At 57.8% G+C, this 26,990-nt stretch carries 30 protein-coding genes; 16 read left to right on the top strand and 14 right to left on the bottom strand.

Translation table 11 applies throughout. The annotated features are described in order from the left end of the window. Window positions 1-81: 81 nt before the first annotated feature. The gene (locus tag Q8O73_RS05220) at window positions 82-480 is read right to left on the bottom strand and encodes a VOC family protein (RefSeq protein ID WP_305555991.1); all 399 of its coding nucleotides are present in this window, start codon (window positions 478-480) and stop codon (window positions 82-84) included. Window positions 481-522: 42 nt separating this feature from the next. Continuing rightward, window positions 523-960 (bottom strand): VOC family protein, encoded by a 438-nt coding sequence (locus tag Q8O73_RS05215; RefSeq protein ID WP_305555988.1) that lies wholly within the window; start codon window positions 958-960, stop codon window positions 523-525. Window positions 961-1,083: 123 nt separating this feature from the next. Between Q8O73_RS05215 and Q8O73_RS05210 the strand changes: the two genes are divergently transcribed. The 4 genes from Q8O73_RS05210 to Q8O73_RS05195 all read left to right on the top strand — a co-directional run bounded on the left by Q8O73_RS05210 (window position 1,084) and on the right by Q8O73_RS05195 (window position 4,966). Next, the gene (locus Q8O73_RS05210) at window positions 1,084-1,788 is read left to right on the top strand and encodes a YafY family protein (RefSeq protein ID WP_305555986.1); all 705 of its coding nucleotides are present in this window, start codon (window positions 1,084-1,086) and stop codon (window positions 1,786-1,788) included. Between the two features lie 106 nt (window positions 1,789-1,894). Beyond that, window positions 1,895-3,871: a bifunctional diguanylate cyclase/phosphodiesterase gene (locus Q8O73_RS05205; RefSeq protein WP_305555984.1), complete on the top strand. Its 1,977-nt coding sequence runs from the start codon at window positions 1,895-1,897 to the stop codon at window positions 3,869-3,871. Between the two features lie 162 nt (window positions 3,872-4,033). After that, complete coding sequence (locus tag Q8O73_RS05200) at window positions 4,034-4,600, top strand: lipopolysaccharide assembly protein LapB (protein WP_305555981.1); 567 nt, start codon at window positions 4,034-4,036, stop codon at window positions 4,598-4,600. A gap of 72 nt (window positions 4,601-4,672) precedes the next feature. Continuing rightward, on the top strand, window positions 4,673-4,966 hold the full coding sequence (locus Q8O73_RS05195) for a HigA family addiction module antitoxin (RefSeq protein ID WP_305555979.1): 294 nt from the start codon (window positions 4,673-4,675) through the stop codon (window positions 4,964-4,966). A 9-nt stretch (window positions 4,967-4,975) separates the two neighbouring features. Here Q8O73_RS05195 and Q8O73_RS05190 read toward each other — a convergent pair whose 3' ends face one another. Both Q8O73_RS05190 and Q8O73_RS05185 read right to left on the bottom strand, forming a co-directional pair. Then, window positions 4,976-6,997 (bottom strand): SpoIIE family protein phosphatase, encoded by a 2,022-nt coding sequence (locus Q8O73_RS05190; protein ID WP_305555976.1) that lies wholly within the window; start codon window positions 6,995-6,997, stop codon window positions 4,976-4,978. Between the two features lie 2 nt (window positions 6,998-6,999). Further along, window positions 7,000-7,305 carry an STAS domain-containing protein gene (locus Q8O73_RS05185; RefSeq protein WP_305555973.1) on the bottom strand — a complete coding sequence of 102 codons (306 nt, stop codon included), beginning with the start codon at window positions 7,303-7,305 and terminating at the stop codon, window positions 7,000-7,002. 145 nt (window positions 7,306-7,450) lie between these two features. Between Q8O73_RS05185 and Q8O73_RS05180 the strand changes: the two genes are divergently transcribed. The 3 genes from Q8O73_RS05180 (at window position 7,451) to Q8O73_RS05170 (ending at window position 10,195) form a co-directional block, all read left to right on the top strand. Further along, on the top strand, window positions 7,451-9,061 hold the full coding sequence (locus tag Q8O73_RS05180) for a sigma-54 dependent transcriptional regulator (RefSeq protein WP_305555970.1): 1,611 nt from the start codon (window positions 7,451-7,453) through the stop codon (window positions 9,059-9,061). A gap of 88 nt (window positions 9,062-9,149) precedes the next feature. Beyond that, window positions 9,150-9,608: a mobile mystery protein A gene (locus tag Q8O73_RS05175; RefSeq protein ID WP_305555968.1), complete on the top strand. Its 459-nt coding sequence runs from the start codon at window positions 9,150-9,152 to the stop codon at window positions 9,606-9,608. Further along, window positions 9,605-10,195, top strand: coding sequence for a mobile mystery protein B (locus tag Q8O73_RS05170; RefSeq protein ID WP_305555965.1), 591 nt, complete (start codon window positions 9,605-9,607; stop codon window positions 10,193-10,195). The genes Q8O73_RS05175 and Q8O73_RS05170 overlap by 4 nt, the downstream gene beginning before the upstream one ends. 22 nt (window positions 10,196-10,217) lie before the next feature. Here Q8O73_RS05170 and cobD read toward each other — a convergent pair whose 3' ends face one another. Beyond that, a complete protein-coding gene (gene cobD / locus Q8O73_RS05165; RefSeq protein ID WP_305555962.1) occupies window positions 10,218-11,255 on the bottom strand; it encodes a threonine-phosphate decarboxylase CobD in 1,038 nt (345 codons plus the stop codon). A gap of 74 nt (window positions 11,256-11,329) precedes the next feature. On the opposite strand from cobD, the gene Q8O73_RS05160 reads away from it, so the two are divergent. The 3 genes from Q8O73_RS05160 (at window position 11,330) to Q8O73_RS05150 (ending at window position 15,117) form a co-directional block, all read left to right on the top strand. Beyond that, on the top strand, window positions 11,330-12,274 hold the full coding sequence (locus Q8O73_RS05160) for a phytanoyl-CoA dioxygenase family protein (protein WP_305555959.1): 945 nt from the start codon (window positions 11,330-11,332) through the stop codon (window positions 12,272-12,274). A gap of 200 nt (window positions 12,275-12,474) precedes the next feature. Continuing rightward, window positions 12,475-14,496: a methyl-accepting chemotaxis protein gene (locus Q8O73_RS05155; RefSeq protein WP_305555957.1), complete on the top strand. Its 2,022-nt coding sequence runs from the start codon at window positions 12,475-12,477 to the stop codon at window positions 14,494-14,496. Window positions 14,497-14,706: 210 nt separating this feature from the next. Further along, window positions 14,707-15,117 carry a hypothetical protein gene (locus Q8O73_RS05150; protein ID WP_305555954.1) on the top strand — a complete coding sequence of 137 codons (411 nt, stop codon included), beginning with the start codon at window positions 14,707-14,709 and terminating at the stop codon, window positions 15,115-15,117. Between the two features lie 64 nt (window positions 15,118-15,181). Here Q8O73_RS05150 and Q8O73_RS05145 read toward each other — a convergent pair whose 3' ends face one another. Beyond that, complete coding sequence (locus Q8O73_RS05145) at window positions 15,182-16,333, bottom strand: Xaa-Pro peptidase family protein (protein WP_305555951.1); 1,152 nt, start codon at window positions 16,331-16,333, stop codon at window positions 15,182-15,184. 192 nt (window positions 16,334-16,525) lie between these two features. On the opposite strand from Q8O73_RS05145, the gene Q8O73_RS05140 reads away from it, so the two are divergent. From Q8O73_RS05140 to Q8O73_RS05125, 4 genes are all read left to right on the top strand, one after another. After that, window positions 16,526-16,777, top strand: coding sequence for a Rho termination factor (locus Q8O73_RS05140; protein WP_305555948.1), 252 nt, complete (start codon window positions 16,526-16,528; stop codon window positions 16,775-16,777). A 326-nt stretch (window positions 16,778-17,103) separates the two neighbouring features. After that, window positions 17,104-17,301: a hypothetical protein gene (locus Q8O73_RS05135; RefSeq protein WP_305555945.1), complete on the top strand. Its 198-nt coding sequence runs from the start codon at window positions 17,104-17,106 to the stop codon at window positions 17,299-17,301. 124 nt (window positions 17,302-17,425) lie between these two features. Continuing rightward, complete coding sequence (locus tag Q8O73_RS05130; RefSeq protein ID WP_305555943.1) at window positions 17,426-17,707, top strand: type II toxin-antitoxin system RelE/ParE family toxin; 282 nt, start codon at window positions 17,426-17,428, stop codon at window positions 17,705-17,707. Between the two features lie 15 nt (window positions 17,708-17,722). Then, window positions 17,723-18,034: a HigA family addiction module antitoxin gene (locus Q8O73_RS05125; protein ID WP_305555940.1), complete on the top strand. Its 312-nt coding sequence runs from the start codon at window positions 17,723-17,725 to the stop codon at window positions 18,032-18,034. A gap of 77 nt (window positions 18,035-18,111) precedes the next feature. Here Q8O73_RS05125 and Q8O73_RS05120 read toward each other — a convergent pair whose 3' ends face one another. From Q8O73_RS05120 to Q8O73_RS05085, 8 genes are all read right to left on the bottom strand, one after another. Then, window positions 18,112-18,606, bottom strand: a complete 495-nt coding sequence (locus Q8O73_RS05120) for a GNAT family N-acetyltransferase (RefSeq protein WP_305555937.1) — start codon at window positions 18,604-18,606, stop codon at window positions 18,112-18,114. Between the two features lie 12 nt (window positions 18,607-18,618). Beyond that, entirely contained in the window at window positions 18,619-18,876 is a 258-nt protein-coding gene (locus tag Q8O73_RS05115) for a YjhX family toxin (RefSeq protein WP_305555934.1), read from the bottom strand. 207 nt (window positions 18,877-19,083) lie between these two features. Then, window positions 19,084-19,674: a sarcosine oxidase subunit gamma gene (locus tag Q8O73_RS05110; protein WP_305555931.1), complete on the bottom strand. Its 591-nt coding sequence runs from the start codon at window positions 19,672-19,674 to the stop codon at window positions 19,084-19,086. After that, entirely contained in the window at window positions 19,667-22,678 is a 3,012-nt protein-coding gene (locus Q8O73_RS05105; RefSeq protein ID WP_305555929.1) for a sarcosine oxidase subunit alpha family protein, read from the bottom strand. Before Q8O73_RS05105 ends, Q8O73_RS05110 begins: the two co-directional genes overlap by 8 nt. Beyond that, entirely contained in the window at window positions 22,675-22,974 is a 300-nt protein-coding gene (locus Q8O73_RS05100; RefSeq protein WP_305555926.1) for a sarcosine oxidase subunit delta, read from the bottom strand. The genes Q8O73_RS05105 and Q8O73_RS05100 overlap by 4 nt, the downstream gene beginning before the upstream one ends. Before the next feature lie 10 nt (window positions 22,975-22,984). After that, window positions 22,985-24,238 carry a sarcosine oxidase subunit beta family protein gene (locus Q8O73_RS05095; protein ID WP_305555923.1) on the bottom strand — a complete coding sequence of 418 codons (1,254 nt, stop codon included), beginning with the start codon at window positions 24,236-24,238 and terminating at the stop codon, window positions 22,985-22,987. 101 nt (window positions 24,239-24,339) lie between these two features. After that, entirely contained in the window at window positions 24,340-24,747 is a 408-nt protein-coding gene (locus Q8O73_RS05090) for a PIN domain-containing protein (RefSeq protein WP_305555920.1), read from the bottom strand. Then, a complete protein-coding gene (locus Q8O73_RS05085) occupies window positions 24,737-24,967 on the bottom strand; it encodes an AbrB/MazE/SpoVT family DNA-binding domain-containing protein (protein WP_305555917.1) in 231 nt (76 codons plus the stop codon). The genes Q8O73_RS05090 and Q8O73_RS05085 overlap by 11 nt, the downstream gene beginning before the upstream one ends. A 90-nt stretch (window positions 24,968-25,057) precedes the next feature. Here Q8O73_RS05085 and Q8O73_RS05080 point away from each other — a divergent pair, with 90 nt between their 5' ends. Together Q8O73_RS05080 and Q8O73_RS05075 are read left to right on the top strand one after the other, a co-directional pair. Further along, entirely contained in the window at window positions 25,058-26,128 is a 1,071-nt protein-coding gene (locus Q8O73_RS05080; RefSeq protein WP_305555915.1) for a GlxA family transcriptional regulator, read from the top strand. 76 nt (window positions 26,129-26,204) lie between these two features. Next, window positions 26,205-26,945: a glycerophosphodiester phosphodiesterase family protein gene (locus tag Q8O73_RS05075; protein ID WP_305555912.1), complete on the top strand. Its 741-nt coding sequence runs from the start codon at window positions 26,205-26,207 to the stop codon at window positions 26,943-26,945. The last annotated feature ends 45 nt before the right edge of the window (window positions 26,946-26,990 follow it).

The raw sequence follows: 26,990 nt of genomic DNA, 5'->3' as shown, positions 1-26,990 counted from the left end.
AGAGGCCCGAGGTTTGTCCGGTTTCCTGTGGTCACGGCACGCAGGCCACAATATTGCCTGCGTGCCGCCATATGGCGGGTTTTATGGTGCTGGTGTATGGCAGACGGCCTCGATATTCACCCCGTCCGGGTCAAGGATGAAGGCCCCGTAATAATGTTCGTGATAATGCGGGCGCGGTCCCGGTGCGCCGTTATCAATGCCGCCTGCGGCGATGGCGGCGTGATAGAAGGCATCGACACTGGCGCGGTCAGGGGCGGCAAAGGCGACATGCCATTGATGCCGGACCGGTTTCGGGCGGTCTCCCAGCCAGAATTTCGGACCGGAATCCGGTGTACCAAAACCGGCAAAGGCCGACGTTCCGGTGGTTTCGGCAGTTTCTTCCATCAGGATGGAAATGCCCAGCGGGGCAAGGGCTTGCTGATAAAAGGCTTTTGATTTTTCAAAATCGGCAACGGCAAAACAAACATGGTCGATGATCATGGGATGTCCTTCATGATGGTGTTTGCTGGTGGTGCGAGGGGATCAGGCTGACAGTGTATCCATTGGGACCAGGAAATCCTTGGCGTATTCATCGGAAACCGGGGCGTCCTGACTGGCGATGTCGATGCGCACCCCGTTGGGATCCAGCAGGGTGAAATGGCGTTGACCCCACGGTTCGTCGCGCAGATCAAGGGCGAAGTCAAACCCGGCAGCGCGCAGTTCCTGTGCGGCGGTGGCGGCGTCTTCGACGCTGATCCCGAAGATGCTGCCTTCGCCCAAGGTGCGGGGGTGAAACAGGGCGGGCTGGGTCGGGTGGTCGGGGGCCATCAGGCCGATTTGCACGGCCATGCAATCGGGCCAGACCAGATGGATATACCAATCCCCGGCAAAGACGGCGACAAAGCCCAGTTTTTCGTAAAAGGCCCGGCTTTCGGCCCGGTTTTCGGTGACGATGATCGGAAAGGCGCTGGTGATTTTCATGGTGATGCTCCTGTTTGCCGGGGAATTCGGCCCCCGATAAAAGCCATGATGGCACAAGCCTCCTGACAGGAGCCTGTCAGGAGAGGTATGGTAATTTTTCGGGCAGACTGGAAAGGAGTGATCATGAGACGGGCTGACCGATTGTTTCGACTGGTGCAGATTTTGCGCCGCCGCAAATTAAGCCGGGCACGGGAACTGGCCGCGGAACTGGAAGTTTCCGAACGCACGATTTACCGCGATATCCGCGACCTTGCCGCGTCCGGTGTGCCGGTCGAGGGGGAGGCCGGGGTGGGGTATATCCTGCGCGATGGCTATGATTTGCCGCCCCTGATGTTTGATGCCGACGAGATCGAGGCCTTGGTGGTGGGGGCGCGGATGGTGCAAAGCTGGACCGATCCGCAAATGGCGCGGGCCGCCAGCGACGCGATATCCAAGATCGAGGCGGTGGTGCCCGAACGGTTGCGCGGCCTTGTCGGTGGTATTCCGATTGCGGTTGCCGATATCTGTCAGGCCCCGATTGCCGTATCGATGCCCGATTTGCGCCGCGCCATCCGCGAACGCAGCATTATCGATATCCATTACACCGACGCCAAGGCGGAAGCGACCCGGCGCCGGGTGTGGCCGTTGGGCATGTTGTTTTTTGGCACGGTCTGGCTGTTGGCCGGGTGGTGCGAATTGCGGCAGGCCTTCCGGGTGTTTCGGGCCGACCGCATCATGACGATGGACATTCTGAGCGAACGTTATCGCCCGGTGCCGGGGCGGTCCTTGCGCGATTATCTGATTTCCGAAGGGGTGGAAGGCGAAATCCTCAATCGTCTTGGGAGGTGAGGGTTTGTCGTTCTGAGAAAATGCCGCGCTGATTGTATTGGTGCTGTCTTTTTGTATTGTTTGTGCTTTATGCTTTTTGGGTGCATCACAAAAAGAAAGTGCATCGGTGCGAATCAGGGGTTTTTTCCGGCAGGTTGCCGACATATTCCGGGTGCAGGAAGACCAGCCCGATTTGATCCGTGCGCAGGTCAATGCGTTGTCGCGGCAAATTCCCTTGATGTATTTTCTGTTGACCGCCAATGCGCTGGCGCTGAGTTATACCCATTACGGGGCGGCGTCCGACACCATGACAATTGTGATCCCGGCCATCCTGTCGGCGGTCTTTTTCTGCCGGGCGATTGTCTGGATCAAGGCCGGGGACAAGGTGGATGATCTGGCCGCCGATCTCATGCAATTGCGGCGCATCCGGCTGGTGGCCCTGATCATAAGTGTGATTTCCTCTGTATGGGCTGTTAACCTGTTTTCCTATGGCAATCCCTATCAGCAGGGGCATGTTGCCTATTCCATGTCGATTACGGTGGTCGGCTGTATTTTATGTATGCTGCATTTCCCGCCTGCGGCCTTCATCGTTGTGGGGGTTGTGCTGGGTTCTTTCGTTGTGCATTTCGGGTTAAGCGGCAATGATGTGTTTGTGGCGATTGCCGCCAATATGGCGCTGGTGTCGGTGGTGATTGTGCAGATCATCCGCAGTTATTACGCCGCCTTTTCCGAACTGATCGCCTCGCGCCGGGTTCTGGAAGAACAGCATCGCACGACACAGGAACTGAGCAACCAGAACCGGCAATTGGCGCATCGCGATTTTCTGACCGGCCTTGCCAATCGCCGCGATTTTTTCCACCGGCTGGAAACCATGTTGGCGGGGGCCGATGACACAACCCGGTTTGCCGTGGCGGTGATTGACCTTGACGGGTTCAAGCCGGTCAATGATGTGCATGGGCATATGGTGGGCGATGATGTTCTGGTGCAGGCCGGGCAGCGGCTGGTGACATTATCGGGCGGCACCAGTTATTTTGCCCGTCTGGGCGGCGATGAATTTGGCCTGATTGTCGATCATTATGGCAATGAAGCGGACCTGACCCTGCTGGGCCAGGCGTTGTGCGATGTGATGAAGGTGCCGTTTGAAACCGCAGGCGGGCCGGTGCATTTATCCTGTTCGGTCGGGTTTGCGACCTATCCCGCCGTGGCCCGCACCCCGACCGGGTTGTTTGAACGGGCCGATTTTGCCCTGTATCACGCCAAGAAAAACAATCCCGGCAGCCCGGTTTTGTTTGCCGCCCGTCATGAAAGCCTGATCCGTCAGGAATCCGGGATCGAGCAAGCCTTGCGCAGCGCCGATCTGGATGCCGAACTGTCGTTGAATTTTCAACCGATTTTCAATCTGCTTGACGGCACGGTTCTGGTCAATGAGGCGCTGGCGCGCTGGCACAGTCCGGTGTTGGGCCGGGTGGCGCCGGATGTGTTTTTTCCGCTTGCCGAAAAAACCGGGCAGATTGGCGATCTGACACGGGTTTTGTTTGAAAAATTGCTGGTGGCGATGGCGACATGGCCCGATGTGGAACGGGCGGCCTTTAACCTGTCGGCACAGGACATTACATCGCTTGACCGGACACAATGGTTGCTGGAACGCATCCATGATCACGGGTTGGCACCGCGCCGGATTACCTTTGAAATCACCGAAACCGCCCTGTTGCGTGATTTCGATGCGGCGCGGCAGAGCATCGAAACCCTGCGCCAAAGCGGGGCGCGGGTGGCGCTGGATGATTTTGGCATCGGGTATTCCAGCCTGCGTCTGGTGCATGAACTGGAATTTGACAGTTTGAAGATCGATCGCAGCTTTACCGCCCCGATTGCGCGGAATCCACGCAGCCAGCGCATTGTCAAAACCGTGTTTGACATGTGTGATACCATGGGCATTCGCTGTGTGGTGGAGGGGGTGGAAACCGCCGAACAGCGCGATATCCTGATGCAGTTTGGCTGTCGTTATGCGCAGGGTTATTTCTTTGCCCATCCGGCAGTGCAGCCGGTATTTGACAATCTGACCACCCTTTCATCCTGGCGCAGCAACATTGCCCACGGGTTGTAAATCCCGCCATCCTGCCGCGTCGTTTTGATTTCGGGTCTGGCCGCACGTCAAAAGACGGACCCAAGCCGTTGAAACGACTCGTTGTTTTTATGGGGTATTGCAAGGTTTCTGCCGAGTCGTTAGGATTCGACACCTTCGGGCAGAAACAGGGTGCCAGACGCGATGGCGTGGCAACAGCAAAACAGAACCGGTGCGGATTTTGCGCCGGACATCATGGAAACCGATCTGGCGGCGGACGCCCGCGACCGCCTGCGCGACCTGATTGCGCGTCTTCCCGATACGCCGTCGCGCTTGCGGGTGATGGGGCATGTGTTGCTGGATTTGGCCTTGCCCGATCTGGCCCTCGAAGCCTTTGGCCGGGCCTTGCTGATGGATGATCTGGATATTGCCACCCATCTGGGTCTTGCCCGGACCTATGTGCAAAAAGGCGCGCGGGGGGCGGCAACCGATCATTTGCGCATCGCCATCACCCTTGATCCGCAATCGCGCGATTTGCGCATTGTGCTGGCCGATTTGCTGCGCGGTGACAGGAAAATGACCGGGGCGCTGGACCAGTTGGGCGCGGTGCTGGTTGCCGATCCGGCCCATGCCGGGGCGCGCAAGGGGCTGGCGCATCTGATCCGCATGGCGGTGGCCGGGCGGACGCGCGCGCAAGACAATCTGCCCGCCTTGCAGGATATCGGCCATGTCTGGCTCGGCCCGGAGCCGGATTTCCGGGCGATGCAATAGGGGGGCGGGTATTGTTTCGGTGTAATATCCTGTTCATGTTGTGTGATGTGCAAAGGATGAGGATTATTACTGATGACGATGCAGCAATTCAATCCGCCCCATCCGGGTGAATTTATTCGGGAAGTTTATCTGGAACCTTTGGGGATGTCGGCCAATGAGGCGTCGAAAAAGCTGAAGGTTCATTCCTCGACATTCGGTCGGCTGATTGGCGGCAAAAGCAACGTGTCGCCTGAAATGGCGTTGCGGCTGGAAGCGGTGTTCGGGCGGTCGGCGGAAAGCTGGATGGCGATGCAGGACGGTTATGATCTGGCACAGGCGCGGCCAAAATTCGATATATCCGGTCTGGAGCCGGTTTTGTTCGACTGAATGCCCGGCTTAGCGCGGTTTTGATTGCAGGGTGACGAGGGTGAAGTCGTCTTGCAGGATGGCCGGGGTGTGATCGAGGAAATAGCCGGTCAGGATGGCGGCAAGGTCGCCGGTTTCTTCCGGGTCCATCAGGATTTTTTGCAAAAGGGTTTGCAGGCGCGCCGGGTCGAGGGTTTCGCCGTTATCGAGTTCGGTTTCAATCAGGGCGTCGCTATAGAGCATCAGGAAACTGGTGCAGCCAAAGGCAATTTCGCGGGTGTCATACCGCGCATCGGCAATCACACCCAGCGGCACGCCCGAGCCATCGAGAAACCGGATATCGGGATTGCCGGCCGAGCCGATGACCGGGGCGGTGGTGGCGGCGCAGGCATAGCGAAACAGATTGTCCTGGCGGTCGATAATGCCATAAAGCATGGTGGCATATTGCCCGACCGGCAGCAGTTTTTTGAGATGTCTGTTCAGCGCGGTCAGATAGGCGCCCGGATCGTCATGGGGCGTTTCATCGGACGACATCAGGGAATGCAGGCGGAAGGTATTGAGCGCAGCCCCCAGACCATGCCCGGCAAAATCCACCAGCCATACCGCCAGCCTTTGATCATCAAGCGGCAACAAGCCCCACAAATCGCCGCCCAGTTCCGATGATGTCTGAAAATGAGCACTGATCGACAGGCCGTAATGCGCGCCGGTGGTGCGATAATAATCGGCCCTTGGGATCAGGCGTTCCTGCATGTTGCGCGCCAGTTCCAGTTCGGATTGGGTGCGTTCCCAATAGGATCGCAATTGTTGCACCAGCAGGCGGTTTTCCAGATGAATGCGCACGCGGGCCAGCAATTCTGCCTTGTTGACGGGTTTGAGGATCAAATCCGTTGCGCCGTCTTCAAAAATCTTTGTGCGGCCTGCGGTTTCGGCCAGGGCGGTCTGGGCGATGATCGGGATATCGGCAAAGCGCGGATCGGCACGCAGGGCCTTGCACACCGCAAAGCCATCCATTTTGGGCATCATCAGGTCCAGAATGACCATATCGGGCAGGAACCAGTCGGCCTGGGCCAGGGTATCCTCGCCATCGCGGGCAAAGGCCAGATTGCCAAAGCCACCAATTTTCAGATAGGCCGCCAGACTTTCGCGCGAAATCAGCGTTTCATCAGCCACCAGAATACGGGCCAGACCGATACCATTGCGTGGCAGACTGGCCGGTGTGACCGGGTTTGCGATGAACGGGTTGGTGTTTGCCTGCGCATGGCCGGGAAAGGTCATTTTGATGGTGCGGCCACCCCGGCCAAAACGGACATTTTCGCACAGGCTGCGGATCAGGGGCAATCCGCGGCCAAAGGTCGATTGATCGCCGGGCAGGTTAAACGTGCCATCATCGTCGGACGGGGTAAAACCCGGTCCCTGATCATGGATCGAAATTTCGATCCGGCCTTTTTGGGTGTGGCGGGCGGCCATAATGATGGCGCGACCGCCATAAAACGGATGGGCCAGACGTTTGCGGGTTTCATCGGCCAGAATATTGAGTTTGTCGAGCGTGAAACGCCCGGACGTATTGAGTTCCATATTGCCGTGCATCACCGAATTGGAAAAGGCTTCCTGCACTGCAAGTTCAACCGACGGGGCGATGTCATCGCCAATGATGTTGCGTTGTCTGAGTGCGGTGACAAATTTGCGTGCCAGCGGCAAATGATAGGCACTTTGCGTTGACAGGCAGACCACCAGTTCGCGGCGATCATCGCGCAGGGAAGTGCGCAGCGGCCCCAGATCGCCCAGATCGAGATTGGGGAAAAGCTCGACAAAGACATTGCAATTGATGCGAAACAGCGCATCAAGCCAGCGATTGGGGGTGGGGCAGGGTAAAAGGCAGGCGTGGTAGCGCAGATCAGCGGCGAAATCTTCGACGGTGCCGCCATATTGCACTGTCGCCCGGTTGCTGGCATCATCGGGGAAAAGGCTGTTGCCGGTCAGAAAGCTGTTGACCGTTTCCGCCCCCAGACTGGCGGCAACCGCAAGGGTTGGACGGCGTTGTCCGTCCGGCACGATCAGTTTTCCAGTTTGAACAGGGTGTCGAAACGGGCGACTTCCAACATGCGTTTGACCTGGCCCTTTGCCCCGCGCAGGGTGATGGAAGATCGGCTTTTTTCGCCTTCGTCGCGGGCCAGCAACAACATGCCCAGACCGGCAGAATCGATAAAATCGATTTCGGACAGATCGAGAACCTGTTTTTCAACGCCGGAATCGCGCATTTCCTCGATCAGTTTGCGAAAGGCGGTGTGATCGCCGAAGGTAAAACGCCCGCTTAGCAAGATTTCAACGGTGTCGCCCGATTGCTGGCTTTTATAATTCACGCGGTTCTTCCTTTGTCGGCTTTTTTGTCAGATGCTGCATTTTGTTTTAGCGGAAAATTGTTCAGCCGCCTACACTTCCTATTGTTACAATAATGTCGCAACCGGCTTTTGGGACCGGGCGACAAACGGGACATAAACGACTGCCATGCCACATACGGCCCGCATTCTGCTGATTGAAGATACCCTGTCTTTGGCACGGGTATATCAGGATTATTTGCGCGACAAGGGTTATGACATTGATCATGTCGGCACCGGGCGCGAGGCGATTGCGATTTTACGCACCGATCCGCCCGATATTGCGGTGCTGGATTTGAAATTGCCCGATATGGACGGGCGTGATGTGTTGCGTGCCGCCCGCGATGTGGCCCCCGATTGCAAGGTGGTGGTGATTACCGCCCACGGGTCGGTCAATATTGCGGTCGAGGCGATGCGCGACGGGGCCTATGATTTTGTTCTCAAGCCCTTTACCGCCGAAAAATTGCGGACAACGGTTGCCGATGCGCTGGCGGGGCGGGTGGTGGTCATGCCCGGTTCGGGGCGGCGCGGCGGAGGGGGCAAGGGCGATGCGGCCCGGCCCGATGACATGTATTTCGATATCATCGGGGCATCGGGCACGATGCGCAGCATTTACCGGATTATCGAATCAGCCGCGCCAAGCCGGGCAACGGTTTTTATCACCGGCGAGTCCGGGACCGGCAAGGAACTGGCGGCCGAGGCGATCCACCGGCGCAGCGACCGCGCCGATGCCCCGTTTATTCCGCTTAATTGCGGCGCGATCCCCAAGGATTTGATGGAAAGCGAGATTTTCGGCCATGTCAAAGGGGCCTTTACCGGGGCGATTGCCGATCGCGAAGGGGCGGCGCATCAGGCGGCGGGCGGGACGCTGTTTCTCGATGAAATTTGCGAGATGGATCTGGATTTGCAGACCAAATTGCTGCGATTCATTCAGACCGGCACCTTTCAGAAGGTTGGCGGCAGCGGCATTGACAGCGTTGATGTGCGGTTTGTCTGTGCGACCAATCGCAATCCGCTGGAAGAAGTGCGGGCCGGACGGTTCCGCGAGGATTTGTATTATCGCCTGCATGTGATTCCATTGCATATGCCGCCCTTGCGCGACCGTGGCGATGACATTTTGCAAATCGCCAAATTTTACCTGCATCGTTACACCACCGAGGAAGGCCGCGATTTCAAACGGTTCAGTCCCGATGTGAGCGCATTGTTTACCCGCTATGCGTGGCCGGGGAATATCCGGCAATTGCAAAATATTATCCGCAATATTGTGGTTTTGAATAACGGGCCGGAGGTCACACTGGAAATGGTGCCGCGCCCGGTGCATCACGGCGGCGAGGATGATCATTTCAGTTCCGGCGTGATCGAGGCCCCGCCGCCCCATCCGGTGTTTTCCAGTGATTTCGATCCGGCCAACCGCCTGTGGCAGGATGACCCGGAGGCGTTGGCCTTTTTATCGGGAAACCCGCATTTTCAGGGGCCGATCCCGGCCCGCCGTGCCGGGGATAGTGAGGGGATGAATGCCCGCCCGTTGCAATCCCTGATCAGCGGCAGGGCTGTGGACCCCGGTTTTGTCCGACTGGCACCGGGCAAGACGATTATCCCGCTGTGGCAGGTGGAAAAACAGGCGATTGAAAACGCGATTGAACAATGCGGTGGATCGATCCCGCGCGCGGCCGAGGCGCTGGGCGTCAGCCCATCGACCCTGTATCGCAAAAAACAATCATGGGAAGATCAGGGGTATTGATAAAATATAATCCATAGATTATAAATTTATTGTATTAATATAATTCATGGATTATAAAAAACTATCATTTCATAATCTGTGGATTATCATGCCTCAGGCGACGCTGGCCCGGAAGAACCTTGACAAACGCTTTGCCGACCTTGCGCGGGTTGAGATGACGCGTCCGTCCAAAGGCTGGATTCGGGCTATTCGCGATGCGCTGGGCATCAGTGCCACACAGTTTGCCCGCCGTCTGGGGGTAAAGCAGCCCCGTATTTCCGCCCTTGAAAAAGCGGAAATATCCGGTGCCGTTTCCATCCAGACCCTTCGGGCTGCGGCGGAAGCACTGGGATGCAAATTCGTTTACGCCATTTTGCCCGAAACCTCGCTTGAGGACCTTGTTCGCGTACAGGCCGCCAAACGGGCCGAACAGGAACTGCGCCGCATCCATCATACGATGACGCTTGAAAACCAGTCCCTGAACAGCAGCGATATTGCCGACGAAAGACAGCGTCTGATCAATGAATTGCTGAACGGGTCGATGCGTCGCCTGTGGGAGGATCCATGACCGATCCGCTATATGGCGAAGACGATGACGCCAATACGCCCCTGACAGACGAAGAACGCGGCCAGCTTATCCCGACATATATCACGTTGCGCCGCGAATTGAACGAGGCGGAACTGGTCAATATCCTTGCCGCAACGAGATGGGTCTCGGGGCGCAAGCGCGATATACTGGATGACGGGTTTTTGCGCCAGTTACACAAACGCATGTTCAATCAGGTTTGGCGCTGGGCGGGGATATATCGCACCACAGCCCGCAATATCGGCATGGATGCCTGGCGTATTGCTGTGGAAGTCCGTCAACTGGTCGATGATGTGCGCTTTCAGATTGACCATCAAACCTTTGAACCGGACGAGATTGCCGTGCGTTTTGCGCACCGGCTGGTTTCGATCCATCCGTTTCCCAATGGCAATGGTCGCCATTCCCGGCTGGCCGGGGATTTATTGGCCGTGCAGCTTGGCCAGCCTCCTTTTAGCTGGGGACGGATTAATCTGGTTGATCCGGGGGAAACACGCAAAGCCTATATCAATGCGCTGCAATGTGCTGACCGGCATGACATACAGCCTTTGTTGGGTTTCGCAAGGTTGTAGCAAAAGCCTCAAAATTTATGGTTCAGGCGGTCAGGACCGATTGCAGTTTTTGCCAGTCGGCCTCGCCGCCCGGCAGGCCAAAACGCAGCCAGTCGGGCGCATAGTCAAAGGCGCGGACCAGAATGCCGTGACGGGCAAGGCGGTCATACCAGCCCGCCATATCCGGCCCGCGATAGAGCCGGAACAGATCGGTGCCGCCGACAAGTTCCCCAACCCCGTTGGTGATGATCAGATCATCCAGCCGTTTGGCCGCATCGGCCAGGTTGTGCCGGGTGTTGTCCTGCCAGTCGCGGTCATGCAGGGCGCGGGTGGCGATTTCGATGGCCGGGCCCGATACCGCCCACGGGCCCAGTCGGGTGGTGAGGGTGGCGATGATATCGGGCTGGCCGATGGCAAAGCCCAGCCGCACCCCGGCCAGCCCGAAAAACTTGCCAAAGGACCGCAAAACAAGGGTGCGGTCCAGTGTTGTGATATGGGGGCAGAGGGAGGCGGCCGGGTCGGTATCGGCAAAGGCTTCGTCAATTATCAGCCAGCCGCCTTTTGCCGCCATGCCCTGTGCAATTTCCATCAGATCATTCGGTGATATCACCGCACCATCGGGATTGTTGGGATTGACCAGTACCATCACATCGCAATCCTTGATCGCGGCGCGCAAATGGCTGGCGCGGGTGGCGGCGGGGATGTTGGGTTCGGCAACATCGAACCCGGCCTGTCGCCAGACATTGCCATGTTCGCCGTAAGTCGGGCCGGCAATCAGGATTTTGCGCCCGCGTTTATGGCCCCGGATCAGCGCGGGGATGATCTGGATCAGGGCCTGTGTCCCCGGGGCGCAGGCGATGTGATCGGGGTTTGCGACCCGGTAATAACCGGCGGCGGCCTGTTGCAGGCGGATCAGATCGGCATGCAGGGGTAATTTCTGCCATACGTCGGGGGAAATTGCCGGGACCGGCCATGGCCGGGGATTGATCCCGGTGGACAGATCCAGCCATTGATCATCGGGAATGCCATAATGGCGGGCGGCAAGATCAATAGCGCCGCCATGCAGGGGCAGGGATGTCATGGGTGCGGGTTTCCGGGCTGTGGCATATCGGGTTTCTATCCGTAACGGGCAGACGGGATCGGTGCAAGTGCGACTTGCGTCTGGCGGGACGGGGCCGTATCGTCGCGCCGGTTTTGGGGATTGGCAATGACGGCTGGAAAATGGTGATGATTTCGGCGCGGCAGGCATGTGATGCGGGTTTCTGGGCGGGGTTTAATCCCGGCCTGACGATTGACGGCACGGACAATGGTTTTCCGGCGATTGACGCGGCGCGGTTTGGCCTGTCGGCGGTGTCGGATCATTTTTGGCAGGAAGGCTATTTCCGCATTGAGGATGTGTTGCCGTCGGCACCCTTATTGGCCCTGCGCACCGGGATTGAACGGCTGGTGGCCGAAGGTTTGCCGCCGGTGATGATTTATCTTTATGACGAAGCATGGCAGGTTTTTGCGGCCCTGCGCCCCCTTTTGACGCATTTTCTGGGCGATAAAATTGCCCTGTTGCCGCATTTCTGGGCGTTGCATGTGGATCCGCAGTCGGCGGGGCGGGGATGGCCGCCGCATCGCGATTATCAGGGCGACAGCGTGATTGGCGACGATATGGCGATCAGCCTGTCATTATGGGTGCCGCTGAGCATTGCCAGCCCCGATAATGGCTGCATGTATGTTTTGCCGCGATCCTTTGAGGCGGCCTATGGCGCACCGGTGACGGACCCGGCACAGGTGGCGTTGCAGGATGTCCGGGCCTTGCCCGCCGTCCCCGGTACGGTGATGGGATGGCGGCAGGATGTGTATCATTGGGGTGGGCGGGCATCGCGTTTTGCGTCCGAGCCCCGTATCAGCCTGTCGCTGGAATTTCAGAATGCCGCCTTTGACCCGATGGGCGATCCGTTGCTGAACCCCGATCATCCGCCGTGCTTTGCCGAGCGTCTGGCCCTGATTGCCGGGCAGTTTGGCAAATATCGCCACATGCAGGACATTTCGCCGGAAATGGGTGATTGGGCGCAGGATATTTTATCTTTTTTGAACGCAAAGCACGCCTGAAACTGCCGGACTTGGCAACGGGAAAGGGGCGTGTACGGCATAATTGCGCCCGATAAATGGAATTTTTGTTGCAAAATATAAACAATATGGAATATTTTTATCAACAATCAGGCCGTTTCACCTTAACGGCATAAAGCCCTGCCGCGATATGAGCCGGGCATCGAGTTTAAAAACGTCCTTGCGACGACAGGGAGGATGCCATGCGCATTCGCGACATTCGTATTGGCGTGCGCGTCAGCGGTGCTTTTTTCATTGTGGTTCTGCTTTCGGCCCTTGTCGGGGCGGTGGGGTGGCAAGGTTTGCGCGTGTTTCAGGACGGGGTGCGCACCGTCACGGTTACACAGGCCTTTTCCGACGATTTGGGGCAGGTCCGCGCCCTGTTGTTGCGGTTTGATCAAAGTGCCGATGACGACCTTGCCGGGCAGATCCATGCCCTGATTGGCAATATGAATGCCCGTGCCGGTGATTTTGCCGATAGCGCCGATCTTGGGGATGCCTTGCGGGCCTTTGAAAACAGTTTTGCCGCTTATCAGACCGCCTTGCTGGCGCATCGTGGTGCGAATGCGACGGCGGAAGACGCCCTGACGCAGATTACCGGCGATAGCGGGGCGATTGTCGAACTGATCAAACAGTCGCACGGCGAAACCATGAAGCGGTTTCAGGCGGCCGCCGCCCAGGGGCGGGCAATGCGCGAAGTGCGCAATGTGGAAAATGCCGAAAGCCTGCGCAGTGCGGGGGCAAGCCTGCGCGACAATGCCTTGCAGCTTTCGATTGATCAGGCGATGTTTTCCGCCGCGATTTCCGAGGGGGAACGACAGGAAGCCAGCGAGATTGTCGAACAGACCATTGCGGCATTGCGGCAGGTGACGCTGGAACTGGACCGTAACCTTGTCGAAGAACGGTCGCGCACGGCGATTATGCAGTTTTCGGAATTTCTGGAATCCTATCCCGGTCAGTTCGCGGCATTGCGCCGGGCCGGGCAGGATCGCATGGCCGCACAGGATGCCTTTAATGCCAAGGCGCTGGCGGTGATCGAGGCGGCGAACGGTTTGAAAACCCGGTCGGAAAATGTTCTGGCAGCGGCGGCAAACCGGTCTGAGCAATGGATTTTGTTCGGGGTTTTGGGGGCGGTGATTGGCGGGGCGTTATTATCGTGGCGGATCAATCGCAGCATCGTGCGCCCGGTGGGGGCGCTAACCGCGGCGATGACAACACTGGCATCCGATCAGACCGATATTGTCATTCCCGGCACCGATCGCGGCGATGAATTTGGACGGATGGCGCAAACCGTCGAGGTGTTTCGCAACAGTGCGGTCAAACGCCAGTTGCTGGAACGCCAACAGGAAAGCAACCGCCTTGAAGCCGAACAGGAAAAGCGCCAGACCCTTGATCGGCTGGCCGGGGATTTTGAACAATCGGTGTTAAAGTTGCTGGATGACATGGCGCATCTGACCGATGTCATGGCACATCATGCCACCGATATGACCGGCATGGCCGGTGAAACGTCGGAGCGCATGGCCGGGGCGGCCAGCCAAAGCAATCAGGCAATGGGGAATGTGGAAACCGTGGCCGCGGCCGCCGAGCAACTTTCGGCATCGATTGCCGAGGTCGCCCGGCAGGCGGCCAATTGCCTGGACGATGCCCGTGTGACATCGGAAGAAGCCGCCCGCACCCAGCAGGGCATTGCCGAATTGTCGGAATCGGCGGGCGAAATTGGCCGGGTCTTGCAAATGATCCGCGACATTGCCGAACAGACCAATCTTTTGGCGCTGAACGCCACCATCGAGGCGGCACGGGCCGGGGATGCGGGCAAGGGATTTGCCGTGGTGGCGGGCGAGGTTAAAAATCTGGCGACGCAATCGGCCCGTGCGACCGGGGAAATTGCCGAACTGGTCGATACGATCCAGCGCAAGACATCGGCATCGGTTGACAGCATTGCCGGAATTACCGGCCATATCCGCGAACTGGAAAACCGGATCGGATCGGTGGTGGCGGCAACGGATGAACAAAAGGCGGCAACCGCCGAAATCGCCACCAATGTCGATGCGGCGGCCCGTGCGGCGCGTGTGGTTTCCAGCGAAACCAACGAGGCCAGCCACAAGGCATCGGAAACCGGCCACAAAGCCGCCGAGGTCAGCGAAAGTGCCGGAACGGTCGCCCAAAATGCCCGCCACGCCACTGTGACGGTATCGGAATTTATCACCCGGTTACGGGTTGGATAATAATGTGGGGAATTATTTTGATTTTATATAATATATAAAATCATAAAATCGGATTTTTGATCCTGATTTTAGGGTAAATTGTCATCAATATGGCATTCTGCAAAAATAATACTGTTATTTTTTCCGAAACTTATACGGACGTATATTCATCTGGGCGGGATCATATGTTATCAAAATCATATCCAACAGCTAGAAAGGATATGATTTATTATGACTTCTTACTCGAAAATGGTTCTGGGCGGTGTTTCTGCGGTTGCCATAATGATGATGGCGGGTGCCACACAGGCACAGCAGGCACCGGGTGAAGTCCGCATCATTGGCACCGAGGAAAATGTCGAACTGAATGGCAGCAAGGGTCAGCTTGCCAGTCTGGCAAACCCCGAAAGCGGTGGTCAGGAAACGGCTGTTGTGATGGAAACAGCCGAATTGTCCGATCAGCCGTTGATGATTGCCTTGCGGTTTACCCAGCCGCTGGGCGAAACCGAGATGAGCTATTTCGGTGAGGAAAAACAGGGGCAGGTCGAAGTCACCGCCCAATGTTCCGAAGTGCTGATTGCGGAAATGCCCGATGGCCGTCAGGTTGCACAGGGCAATGATTGCACCCTGGTCGATTACGAATAACGTACGCGGTGCTTTGCATCAAAGAACAGGGGCCGCCGGATGACCTTCCGGCGGCCCTTTCCGGTCAGCGTTCGATCAGATCAAGATTGTGGCGCGAAATGGCATCGTTGCCGGTTTCGGTGACAATGACGCTGTGGCCCGGGCACATGGCGGTGCCGCTGTCGCTGTCCATCAGGATCATATGCAGGAAAAACACCATGCCCGGTTCGGCGATCACCGGGTTGTCATGATAAAACATCGGCCAGTCCATCCAGTTGGGCGCAAAGGTGGTGCCCATCGAATAGCCGCAGGCATTGAGGCGGTGGGCGCGCATGCCTGCGCCGTCGCAAATACGGGCATAGGCATCAAATACCTTGCCAATCGGTTCGCCCGGTTTCAGGGCATCGCGACAGGCGGCCATCGCATCGACGGCGACCTTGTGCATTTCGATATGGCGGTCTGTTGCGCCGCCAACCGGGATGGTGCGCATCATGGCGGCATGGTAATGGCGATCCGCCCCGGCCCATTCCAGCGTGATCTGATCGGTATCGCCAATATGTTTGCGACCGGAAAAATAGCGGCATAACAGGGCATCGCGCCCGGCCCCGATGATAAATTCATTGCCGGGATAATCGCCGCCGCCCTTGAAAACAGCGCCCTGCATCGCGGCCAGAATATCGCCTTCAAATGCCCCGGCATGGACGGTGTCCCATGCGGCATTCAGGGCATCGTCGGCCAGTTCGGCGGCACGGCGGATATAGCCCAGTTCGGCGGGGCTTTTGACCACGCGCAGTTCGGACACCAGCCGCGAGGCATCGGACAGCGTACAAAAACCATCCAGCGCGGATTCGAGTTTTTTGCCATTGGCGGCGGTCAGGCCATAGGCATCATATTCGACCCCCAGTTTTTTGCCCGACGCGCCAAATTCCGTCAGCATGTCGCGCAATTGAAAGGCCGGGTTGATGTCCGGGCCATCGACCCAGATGCGGATATCGTCGATGTCGGACGTATGTTGCGCCTGGCGCAAATCGGGGGCGCGGGTGATCAAGGCGACCCTGCCATCGGTGCCGATATACAGGCACTGAAAGAACACATACCCGAATGTGTCGTACCCGGTCAGGTAAAACATGCTTTCCTGCCGGAAAACCAGCAGGCCATCAAGGCCGTTTTCCTCAAGTTTGCGGATCGTGCGGGCCCGGCGTTCTGCCAGTTCTGCGCGGGAAAAATGTAAGGCCATGATGGCTCCCTGTTTTGATTGTTTGCCGGGTTGTTTATCGGTTTGTTTATGGGGCGAGACTATCAAAAACCACCGGGTCGGAACAGGATATTTTATAAAATGTCGATAAATTGTAGGCAGATCGGTTTTGTCGGAACCCGACCGGATGCCGGGGCGTTTTAATCCTGAAGCCATCCTGGAAGGAGCAATGTCATGGTAAAAGATCACGGTCCGCAGATCAAAAATGACGCGGTTTATGAAAGGTTGCGCGACGCGGGTGCCAGCAAGGAAAAGGCCGCCCGCATCGCCAATGCCGGAAAAGCGGCCAGCCGCAAGGGGGGCAAGCATCCGCCCTATGAAGACTGGACCGTAAGGGAATTGCGCGTGCAGGCCGGGAAAGTCGGCATTCATCGCCGGTCCTTGATGAAAAAGGACCAACTGATCAAGGCGCTGCGCAATCATTAGGTGATTTTGGTCTTGGGGACGTTCGGTGTTTTCGGCTATGATGCTGTTTGTCGGCCCCCGTATTTGGGGGCGGCGAAAATTTCCGCAAAGACCCTTTGAAATTCGATCATGACGTGCTTACGTCTGAATCAGACAGTCGTCACCGTGATGTGACAAAAAAGACAGACAGGACCCGGTTGGCGACCCTGTTCGCCCCGCCCTGCATTTGACGTCTTGGCCGGTGCGCCTTGACCGTCCACCTGAGAATGGCACAAAAAGACGACGCGGGCCTTGCCCGTGATGAGGGCGTGCTTTTGGCTGTTTCCTAAAGGTATCAGGAGAAAAAAATGGCAAGCTACCGCAATCTGGCGGATCGTGACCGCACACAGGTTTCCCACAAAGCGGAAACCCGGACATCCCCGGAATATCAATCGTGGCGGCGCGATGATTTGTATCATCTGGCACAAATGCGCGGTATCGAAAACCGTGCCAATATGTCCAATGACGAACTGGCGCAGGCGCTAAGTACGCAGAAGCAGTCATAAGGTACGATTGATTGTGATTGATTATGTTTGACGTAACTGATTACGTTTGGCATAATTATCCAGATCGTCGGGTGTGCGGTAAACGAAAGGCATCCCGGATACGCAATTTCAGGCTGGGGGGCCGATGATTGTATCCTTTCGATGCAAGGAAACCGAAAAGCTTTTCCGGCGAAAAATGACCAGACTGATGGATGTCCGTTTGCAAAAACACGCATATCGGAAGCTGGTGATGCTGAACGCGGCAAGTGTTCTGGACGATTTGCGAGTGCCGCCGGGCAACCGGTTGGAGGCCTTGTCCGGTGATCGCAATGGGCAATACAGCATCCGGATCAACCAGCAATACAGGATATGCTTTTGCTGGGATAGTGGTCGGGTGACCGACGTACAAATTATCGATTATCACTAGAATGCGGTGGCAGACATGACGGTAGATCGTATTGACCGGATTGATCCGGTGCATCCCGGCGAGGTTCTGGAGGCAGAATTTCTGGAGCCGCTGGGGGTGTCGGCATGGCGGTTGGCGCGTGATATTCATGTACCAGCCAACCGGATTACCGCAATTATCAAAGGCCAGCGGGCCGTGACGGCGGATACCGCCGTTCGTCTGGCGAAATATTTTGGCACCAGTGCGCAATTCTGGCTGAACCTTCAGACGGGTTATGATCTGGAAATGATCCGGGATCATGCCGCCGCCGATATTGATTCCATCCTGCCAATGGCGCGAGCCGGTTAAATTACCGGATCGTACAGAATTCTTTGCTGCTGCATCAGGCTGCACCTTTCGGGATGCAGCCTGATGGTTTGTTGCCGTTACTGATCCAGGCCGAATGCCGGGTGATGGATCAGTTCCCCGTGCGGTTCAATGTTGTCGAAGGGCAATGCCTGAACCACTTCGGGAGGGCAACCCGCCACAGTCAGGCCGGGGAAAGCCCGGAATCCGAACCGGTGATAGTAAGCGGGGTCGCCGACGAGAGCCGCCCCGCAGCAGGTTGTTTGCAGCCGGTGGAGGGCTTCTGCCATCAGGGCCGTGCCGATGCCCTGGTGATGCCTTGACGGCAAAACGGCAAGCGGGCCGATCAGTCCCCAGCCATCCTGCGTCCCGATCCGCGCCATCGAGGCGGCCAGATAGCCAATCACCTTGCCTTGATCCTCTGCCACAAGCGAGAGAGCGAGGGCACCATCGGCCCGCAGTCTTTCGACAATGCCGGCTTCGGTCCCGGTGGATTGCGCAAGCATCATCAGGGCCTGGGTGATGACGCGGCTTATGGCCGGGATGTCACCGGCGGTTTCGTTACGGATCAACATGGTGTGTTTTCCCTATCGATTGTCGAGTTGAGCGCGAACAGAACGGCGGCCTTTATCGGAAATCCGATAGGGGCTGGACGATCTGGATTCGATCAGGCGTTTGCGCCGGAGTTTGGCAAAGACTTCCAGCGTGCAATCGGCCAGAACATAGCCGTCGCGCGTGAAGCAGAGGATGTCTGTGATACGGCCGTTGTCGGCCCGTTTGTGGCGGATATGTCCGCCCTGCGCCAGTACGTGCAGAACGCGCTGCTCGCTGCGTGAGATGTTCATGGAAAAGCCTGTGTATGGAGATCACCCGCGCAAAATCTGGCCCCGGCAAAACATGCCGTTGCGAAACCTTGCGGCTAGATGTCCCGATCAATCGGGACGGTTAGCGGGTGGTCACAAGCTCCAACATCTACAATTCCCTGTTCTTATGGGTTGGGAAGCACCAGTTTAGCGTGTGTTCCGTCAATAATCTGTGCCTTGCGGATTGCATCAGTCGCTGATGCGTCGGATCGCCGGATCGTTCAGGGCGGCGGTCAGGTGATCGGCCAGATACGGGGCGAAGGATCGCCAGATTTCAATCACCCAGCGATGGTGCCCCGTGCGCCACAGGATGATTTCCGCCTTGCCAAACAATGTCCGGCTGGCTTTTCCAACCGGAAAGGCCGGATCGCGCACATCTTGCGGGCAGCCCGAGGCGATCAGCCACGCGGCGTTGGGGCCGTCCAGAATGAAGGCGATGTTGCGGTGGCTGACATCGGTCAGGCTGACGATTTTATCGCCAAAATCCTGCTGTTCCAGAAGGTGCCAGTCATTGCGGGCCGGACGGCGGATTGCCAGATATTCTTCGGGGCCCACCCGCAAAACGCATCCGTTATCCGTATCCGTACCGGAATTGAGGGTATCGGGCAGGGCAAGGCCAAGGGCGGTGGCAACATCGTTGCGGGCGGCATCCTCGCACCAGATCGCCAGCCGGTCGGCAGGATCGGCAAGGCGGATGGTGGTCAGGCCATCAGCATGATGCAGAGTGGAAAAGCCGTCCAGATCGGGTGTGCGCACGGTGTTAAAGGACAGATCAGCCATTGAGGCGTTCCCCCGTCGGGTCATAGAAAACGGTGCTGCAAATTTCGGCCCGGATCACGGTATCGGGCATCGGGATGAAAACCGTTTCGCCCATGCGGTTATGGCCGTTTTCAACCAGGGCCAGCGCGATGGATCGGCCCAAAACCGGGCTGTGATAGGCCGATGTGACATGGCCCGACATTGTCATCGGGATCGGCTGGTTCGGATCAAGGACAATCTGTGCGCCTTCCTGAAGTACAATCATCGGATCAAGGGTTTTCAGACCGACCAGATGTTTGCGCCGTTCGGTGGCGATGATATCGGGCCGGGCGAGGGACCGTTTGCCGACAAAATCGCGTTTGGCCTTGCCAATCGCCCAGCCAAGACCGGCATCAATTGGCGTTACTGTGCCGTCGGTATCCTGCCCGGTGATGATATAGCCCTTTTCGGCCCGCAACACATGCATGGTTTCGGTGCCATAGGGGGTAATGCCAAATTCCGCCCCGGCCAGCATCAAGGCATCCCACAGGGCCGCGCCATAAGCGGCAGGCACATTGATTTCAAACCCGGTTTCGCCGGTAAAGCTGATGCGAAACAGCCGGGCCGGAATGCCGCCCAGAACATGGCCGCACCGGGCCGCCATATGCGGCAGGGCATGGGCCGAAACATCGATATCATCGACAATTTTCGCCACGACATCACGGGCGCGGGGACCATTGATTGCAAGGGTGGCCCATTGTTCGGTGGTGGAGGTCAGGCGGAGTTTGAGATGGGGGAATTCGGTTTGCAGGTAATCTTCCATATGGGCCAGCACACGCGGCGCGCCGCCGGTTGTGGTGGTGACATGAAAGCGGTTTGGCGCAAGGCGGGCCACCACGCCATCATCAAACACAAAACCGTCTTCGCGCAGCATCACGCCATAACGACAGCGCCCGACCGGCAGTTTTTGCCACGGATTGGTATAAAGCAATTCCATGAAGGTTGCGGCATCGGGGCCGACAATTTCGATCTTGCCAAGGGTGGAGGCATCAAACAGCCCGACCGATTGCCGGGTTGCCAGACATTCCCGATGGACTGCCTGATGGCGGGTTTCGGTGCCTTTGGGAAAATACAATGCCCGCAACCATAAGCCGACGGGTTCAAAGACCGCCCCCAGAGCGACCGCCCGGTCATGGGTCGGTGTTTTGCGGCGCGGGTCAAACAGCGCATCCTGATGATAGCCGACCAACGCGCCAAAGGTGACCGGGGTATAGGGTTGGCGGAATGTGGTCAGGCCGACCGCCGGGATATCCTTGCCCAATTGATGGGCGGCAATCGCCAGACCGTGCATGTTGGATGTTTTGCCCTGATCGGTGGCCATGCCGGTGGTGGTATAGCGTTTGACATGTTCGATCGAATGAAAGCCTTCGCGCACGGCCAGTTTGATATCCTTGCTGGTGACGTCGTGCTGAAAATCGACAAAGGCGCGGGCATGGATTTTGGCATGGGGCAGGGGCACCGCCCCCAGAAAACCGGTGCCGCGTTCGGCGGTTTCGGTGGCGATGATCACCCGTTTGCGGCCCTTGCGCCCGCCAATGGCCGCACGGCCCGATGCCAGACCGGCGGCAAAAGATTCGGCCAATGTATCTTGCAGGCCAAGGGTGCCGCGTGCCGCACCAACCGATTGTTCATCCTGCACCGGGGGGCCGGGGATGAAAATCTTGCGTTCCGGGTCCCAGACCACCTTGCCGCGCGATTGCGAATACAGATGCAGGGTCGGCGTCCAGCCGCCCGCCATCAACATCGCATCGCAGGCCAGATGACGTTCCGGGCCAAATACCCCGTCCTGATGGGCGCAGATGCTGGCCTGTGTGATCCGCAGGCGGCCTTTGGTGCCGGTCATCACATGACCGGCCAGAACCGGTATGTCGGCCTTGCGGCAGGCATGGAGCGGGTCGGGGGCGATGGCCGTTTCGGGGCGCAGATCGACGATTGTGACCTTTGCACCGACGCTGGCAAGTTCCAATGCGGTGCCATAGGCGGAATCCTCGGCGGCAAAAATGACGATCTTGCGCCCGACCAGCACCCCGTAACGGTCCAGACAGATGCGGGCGGCCGAGGCCAGCATCACACCGGGGCGGTCATTGCCGGGAAAAACCAGCGGGCGTTCAAGTGCCCCGGTGGCAAGGATGACGCGCCTTGCCCGGATTTGCCAGAGACGTTGACGCGGGGTGGTGGTATCGGGATGGCGCACATGATCCGACAGGCGTTCGCACAGTCCCAGATAATTTTGCGCGTAATAGGCATAACAGGTGGTACGCGGCAACAGCAAAACATTGGCCCGCGATTGCAGATCGGCAATCGTTCCGGCGATCCAGTCCTGTGCCGACAGGCCATCAATGATGTCCGTCTGATTGCCGCAAAGCGAGCCGCCCCAGACCGCATGTTCATCGCACAAAACCACGTCGGCCCCGCTATCGGCGGCGGCAAGGGCGCTGGCGAGGCCCGCGACACCGCCACCGGCAATCAGCACATCGCAATGATGATAGCGCGTGCTGTAATGATCGGGATCGGGCGCATCGGGGGCCTTGCCCAGCCCGGCCATGCGGCGGATGACCGGTTCATACAATTTGCGCCATGCCGATTTTGGCCACATGAAGGTCTTGTAATAAAATCCGGCGGAAAACAGCGGGGCGGCCAGATCATTGATGGCACCGATATCATGGGCCAGAGAGGGAAAACGGTTCTGGCTTTGGCATTCCAGCCCGTCATAAAGTTCCTGCATGGTGGCGCGGCTGTTGGGATCGAAACGGCCATCGCCGCGATCCTGGGCGATCAGGGCGTTGGGTTCTTCGGACCCGGCCGATAAAATGCCGCGCGGACGATGATATTTATAAGACCGCCCGACCAGATGCACACCATTGGCCAGCAGGGCCGATGCGACGCTGTCACCCGCCAGCCCGTCATAGCGTTTGCCATCAAACACCAGCGTGCAGGGTTGACCGGGATCGACCATGCCGCGACCGGGAATGCGAAAATCGCTCATTGGGCATTCTCCGGCTTGGCTGTTGCGGGTCTGGGGGTTCCGGCGGGATAGGTCTGGATGAATTTGTCCGAGACACTATCGCGCAGGGCATTGAAAAACCGCCCGCACCCATGGGTATGCCGCCAGCGTTCGGCGTGGATGCCCCGCGGATTGGTGCGGTAAAACAAAAACTGCGCCCAGTCGGCATCCGACAGGGTATCGGGGTTTGACGGGCGGGCGATATGGGCTTCGCCAGCATAGGTGAATTCGGTTTCGGGGCGGTCTTCGCCGCACACAGGGCAATGGATCAACAGCATGGCAAAAATCCTAATGTGCGACGGCGGCGGCTGCTGCTTCGTCAATCAGCCGACCGGTTTCAAAGCGTTTCAGGGTAAAGGGCGCATTGACGGGATGCGGGGTGCCGGTTGCCAGATGATGGGCGAAAACATGGGCCGATCCCGGTGTTGCCTTGAACCCGCCGGTGCCCCAGCCACAATTGACGAACAGGCCGGGCACCGGGGTTTCGCCAATGATCGGGCTGCGATCCGGGGTGACATCGACAATGCCGCCCCAACTGCGCATCATCCGCACCCGCCGGAAGATCGGGAATAATTCACAAATGGCTTCGAGGGTGTGGCTGATCACCGGCAGGCTGCCGGTCTGGCTGTAGGATACATATTGATCGGTGCCCGCCCCGATCACCAGTTCGCCCTTGTCGGACTGGCTGATATAGGCATGGACACTGTTGGACATGATCACGCACGGGATCACCGGTTTGAGCGGTTCGGACACCAGCGCCTGTAACGGATAACTTTCCAGCGGCATCCTGACCCCGGCCATGCGCATGACATTGCTGGTATTGCCTGCGGCGACCACGGCGATTTTCTTTGCGCCGATGAAACCGCGCGATGTTTCGACGCCGCTGACCGATCCGTTCGCATGGCGGGTGATGTTGGTGACTTCGCAATTCTGGATGATATGCACCCCGCATTCGGATGCGGCCCGCGCATAGCCCCACGCCACCGCATCATGGCGGGCAACACCGCCGCGCCGTTGCAAGGCCGCCCCGATGACCGGGTAACGGGCGGCGGGGCTGATATCAAGGGCGGGGCAATAATCCTGTGCCTGCCCGGCGTCCAGCCATTCATTGTCGATCCCATTCAGGCGATTGGCATGGATGTGGCGCTGAAAACTGTGGCGGTCATGATCGGTATGGGCCAGCATCATCACGCCGCGCTGTGAAAACATCACATTGTAATTCAGATCCTGGCTGAGACCTTCCCACAGCCTGACCGAATGATCATACAGGGCGGCACTTTCATCATAAAGATAGTTGGACCGGATGATGGTGGTATTGCGCCCGGTATTGCCGCCGCCGATCCAGCCTTTTTCCAGAACGGCGATATTGGTCAGGCCGTGTTCCTTTGCCAGATAACAGGCAGTGCCCAGCCCGTGCCCGCCGCCGCCAATGATGATGATGTCATAATCCTTTTTCGGTTCCGGGTCGGCCCATTGGCGTTGCCAGTCCTCGTTATGGTTCAGCGCCTTGCGCATGATCTCGAAAAAGGAAAATTTGCTCATCTGCCGCACCCCGATGTTTGGCGCAGTATGACAGCAAGAATTTGTTTCTTGCAGAACAAAAGCGACATTTTTGTCGTATGATTACGACAGAATGCGATATATCAGGGGGATGTTGAAAACGGGTTGAGGATGCGCAGGGTGCCATTGACCACAAGACCATCCTGCATGTCTTCGGACCACAGGACATTGCACCGGGCCAGAAGGGCGGCGGCAACGATCATCGCGTCATAGACCGACAACCGGTATTTTTCCGCCAGATCAAGGCCGGTCTGATGGGTTTCGCGGGTGAGGGGTTCAATCTGTAACAGGCCCGATATCAGGGCCAGAAAGGATCGTGTGTCGTCCCATGACAAATTCATTTTCCGGCGGGCGATACTGGTGATTTCATTGAGGACCTGAACGCTGATGACACCCCCGGATGCCAGCAGGATTTCGGCCTTTTGTGCTTTGATGTGATCGTTTGAGGCAAGATAAAGCAGGATGTTGGTATCGAAGAAATTATCTTGCATGGGCATCGTCGCGATCAAACCGGAACCCGTCGGGCAGGCGACCGCGAAAGGCGCGCAATCTTTCGATCAGGGCGTCACGTCCGAGTTGGCGCGACAGGGCAAAGGTGCGTTCGTCGGCAACAAAAATGTCGATATTGTCACCTTCGCGCAGTTTCAGGGCCTCGACCACCGCGGCAGGCAACCGCACGGCCAGACTGTTTCCCCATTTGGCAACCTGCATGGGTTTCTCCTGTGAAAGAGGATGTATGATACACGAAAAAACAATGTATATCATTTTGCGCCATTCGTCAAAACCGGGAAGCGGTGCCAGATGAAAAGTGAAAAACTATCCCCTGCCACCGTTCTGTCGGTTGGGTTTGTGCTGGCGCGGAAATTTACGCTGGGCGCGTTTGGCAATTTTGTCGATGTGTTGCGGCTCTCTGCCGATGAGGGGGACCGGTCCCGGCCGATCAGATGCCGATGGGCGGTTTTGGGCCGGGTGGGGGAAGCCGTGCCGTCGTCATCGGGCATTACGGTGCAGGCGACCGAGGCCTTTGGCGATCCGGCACGGTTTGATTATATCGTGGTGGTGGGCGGGTTGCTGGATGAACAGGACCCGTTATCGGATGCCGCACGGGGGTTTATCCGACAGGCAGCGGCGCAGAATGTGCCGCTGGTCGGGGTATGTACCGGCAGTTTTCTGTTATGCCGGGCCGGGGTGATGACGGGATATGGCTGTTGCGTCAGCTGGTTTCATCATCATGATTTTATCGCGGAATTCCCCGATGTGACACCGGTGGCAGACCGGTTGTTTGTGGTGGACCGGGACCGGATTACCTGTTCGGGCGGGATGGGGGCGGTCGATCTGGCGGCGTGGCTGGTGGAACGGCATGTATCACGGATGGCGGCGCAAAAAAGCCTGCACATCATGCAGGTCGCCGCCGCCCGCACCGGCGACGATGCCCAGCCCGCCCCGCCAGTCATTCCGCAGGGCATTCAGACGGTGCGCGATGCACGGGTCAAACGCGCCCTGGTGCTGATGGAACAGAATATGGCCCCGCCGCTGGACATGCCGACCCTTGCCGGTCGACTTGACATCGGGGTGCGGCAGCTTGAACGACTGTTTTTGCGCGAAACCGGGGCCGGACCGGCGCAATCCTATGTGCGGTTGCGGGTGATGACGGCGGTGTGGATTCTGGATCATAGCCGACGTGACATCACCGATATTGCGATGGAAACCGGATTTGCCGATGCGTCGCATTTTATCCGCCATTTCAAACGTCTGATTGGCATGACACCCGCCGCATGGCGGGTGCGGCACAGGCCGGGTGTGGATGGCGTGCAATCGGCGGGGGATGTCGGCAGTTTGCCAGACCGGCGGATTTTTGTGACACCGACATGAAATTGCCCCGGTTGGCTTGTTTATGGCGTCTGGCGAATGATACCTTGCCCGCCCGACACCAATGGAGTGCGCGTTTATGAAACCTGTTTCCCTTGTTTTTCATCGCGGCGACAATCGTAATGCCCCGGAAAATACCTTTGCCAGTGCCGAAAAGGCGATTGCGGCACGGGCCGATTACATCGAATTCGATGTGCGCCAGTCGGCAGACGGGGTTTTATATGTGCTGCATGACGAAACTGTGGATCGCACCACCAATGGCAGCGGGGCGATTGCGGACATGCACAGCCGCGATATTGATGCGCTGGATGCCGGAAGCTGGTTCGATCCGGCTTTTGCCGGGGAAGTTGTGCCGCGGCTGGAAGATTTTTTGCGTCGTCTGAAAGGGCGGGTGAAGCTGTATTGTGAAATCAAGGAAGCCGATGTGGCCGCCGTGGTGGCGATGTTGCGCGATTTCGATTTTGGCGATGATGTGTTTTTCGGATCGTTTTCGGCCCGCATTCGCGATGAAATGTGGCGCATTGCCCCGGACATCCGGCGCAATATCCAGATGTCGATTGCAAAAACACCGGAAAAGGCGGTGGCCCGCGAACATGCGCAGATTTTTGAATTCATGGAACATGAAGTCAGCAAGGAGGCCATTGAGGCCGCCAAAGCGCAGGGCCTTGAAACCATGATCTTTATCGACACCCCGAATGCCGATCTGTTTGCCCGGCTGGTCGAATGGCAGATTGATTATGTCAATCTGGATTACACCGCGCTGTTTCGTGCCGTGCAGCGCGAGGTGTTGCTGGCCCATCAGGTGCCTGCTGCATCCTGAAAATCTGCGGGTAACCTATCCGGAAGAGGGATGCTACAATGTTTG

Origin of the sequence: Thalassospira sp. (assembly GCF_030690045.1) — a bacterium.
GTDB lineage: Bacteria > Pseudomonadota > Alphaproteobacteria > Rhodospirillales > Thalassospiraceae > Thalassospira.
Note: the sequence above shows the minus strand (reverse complement) of the source record. Positions and strands in the feature narration are given on the sequence as shown.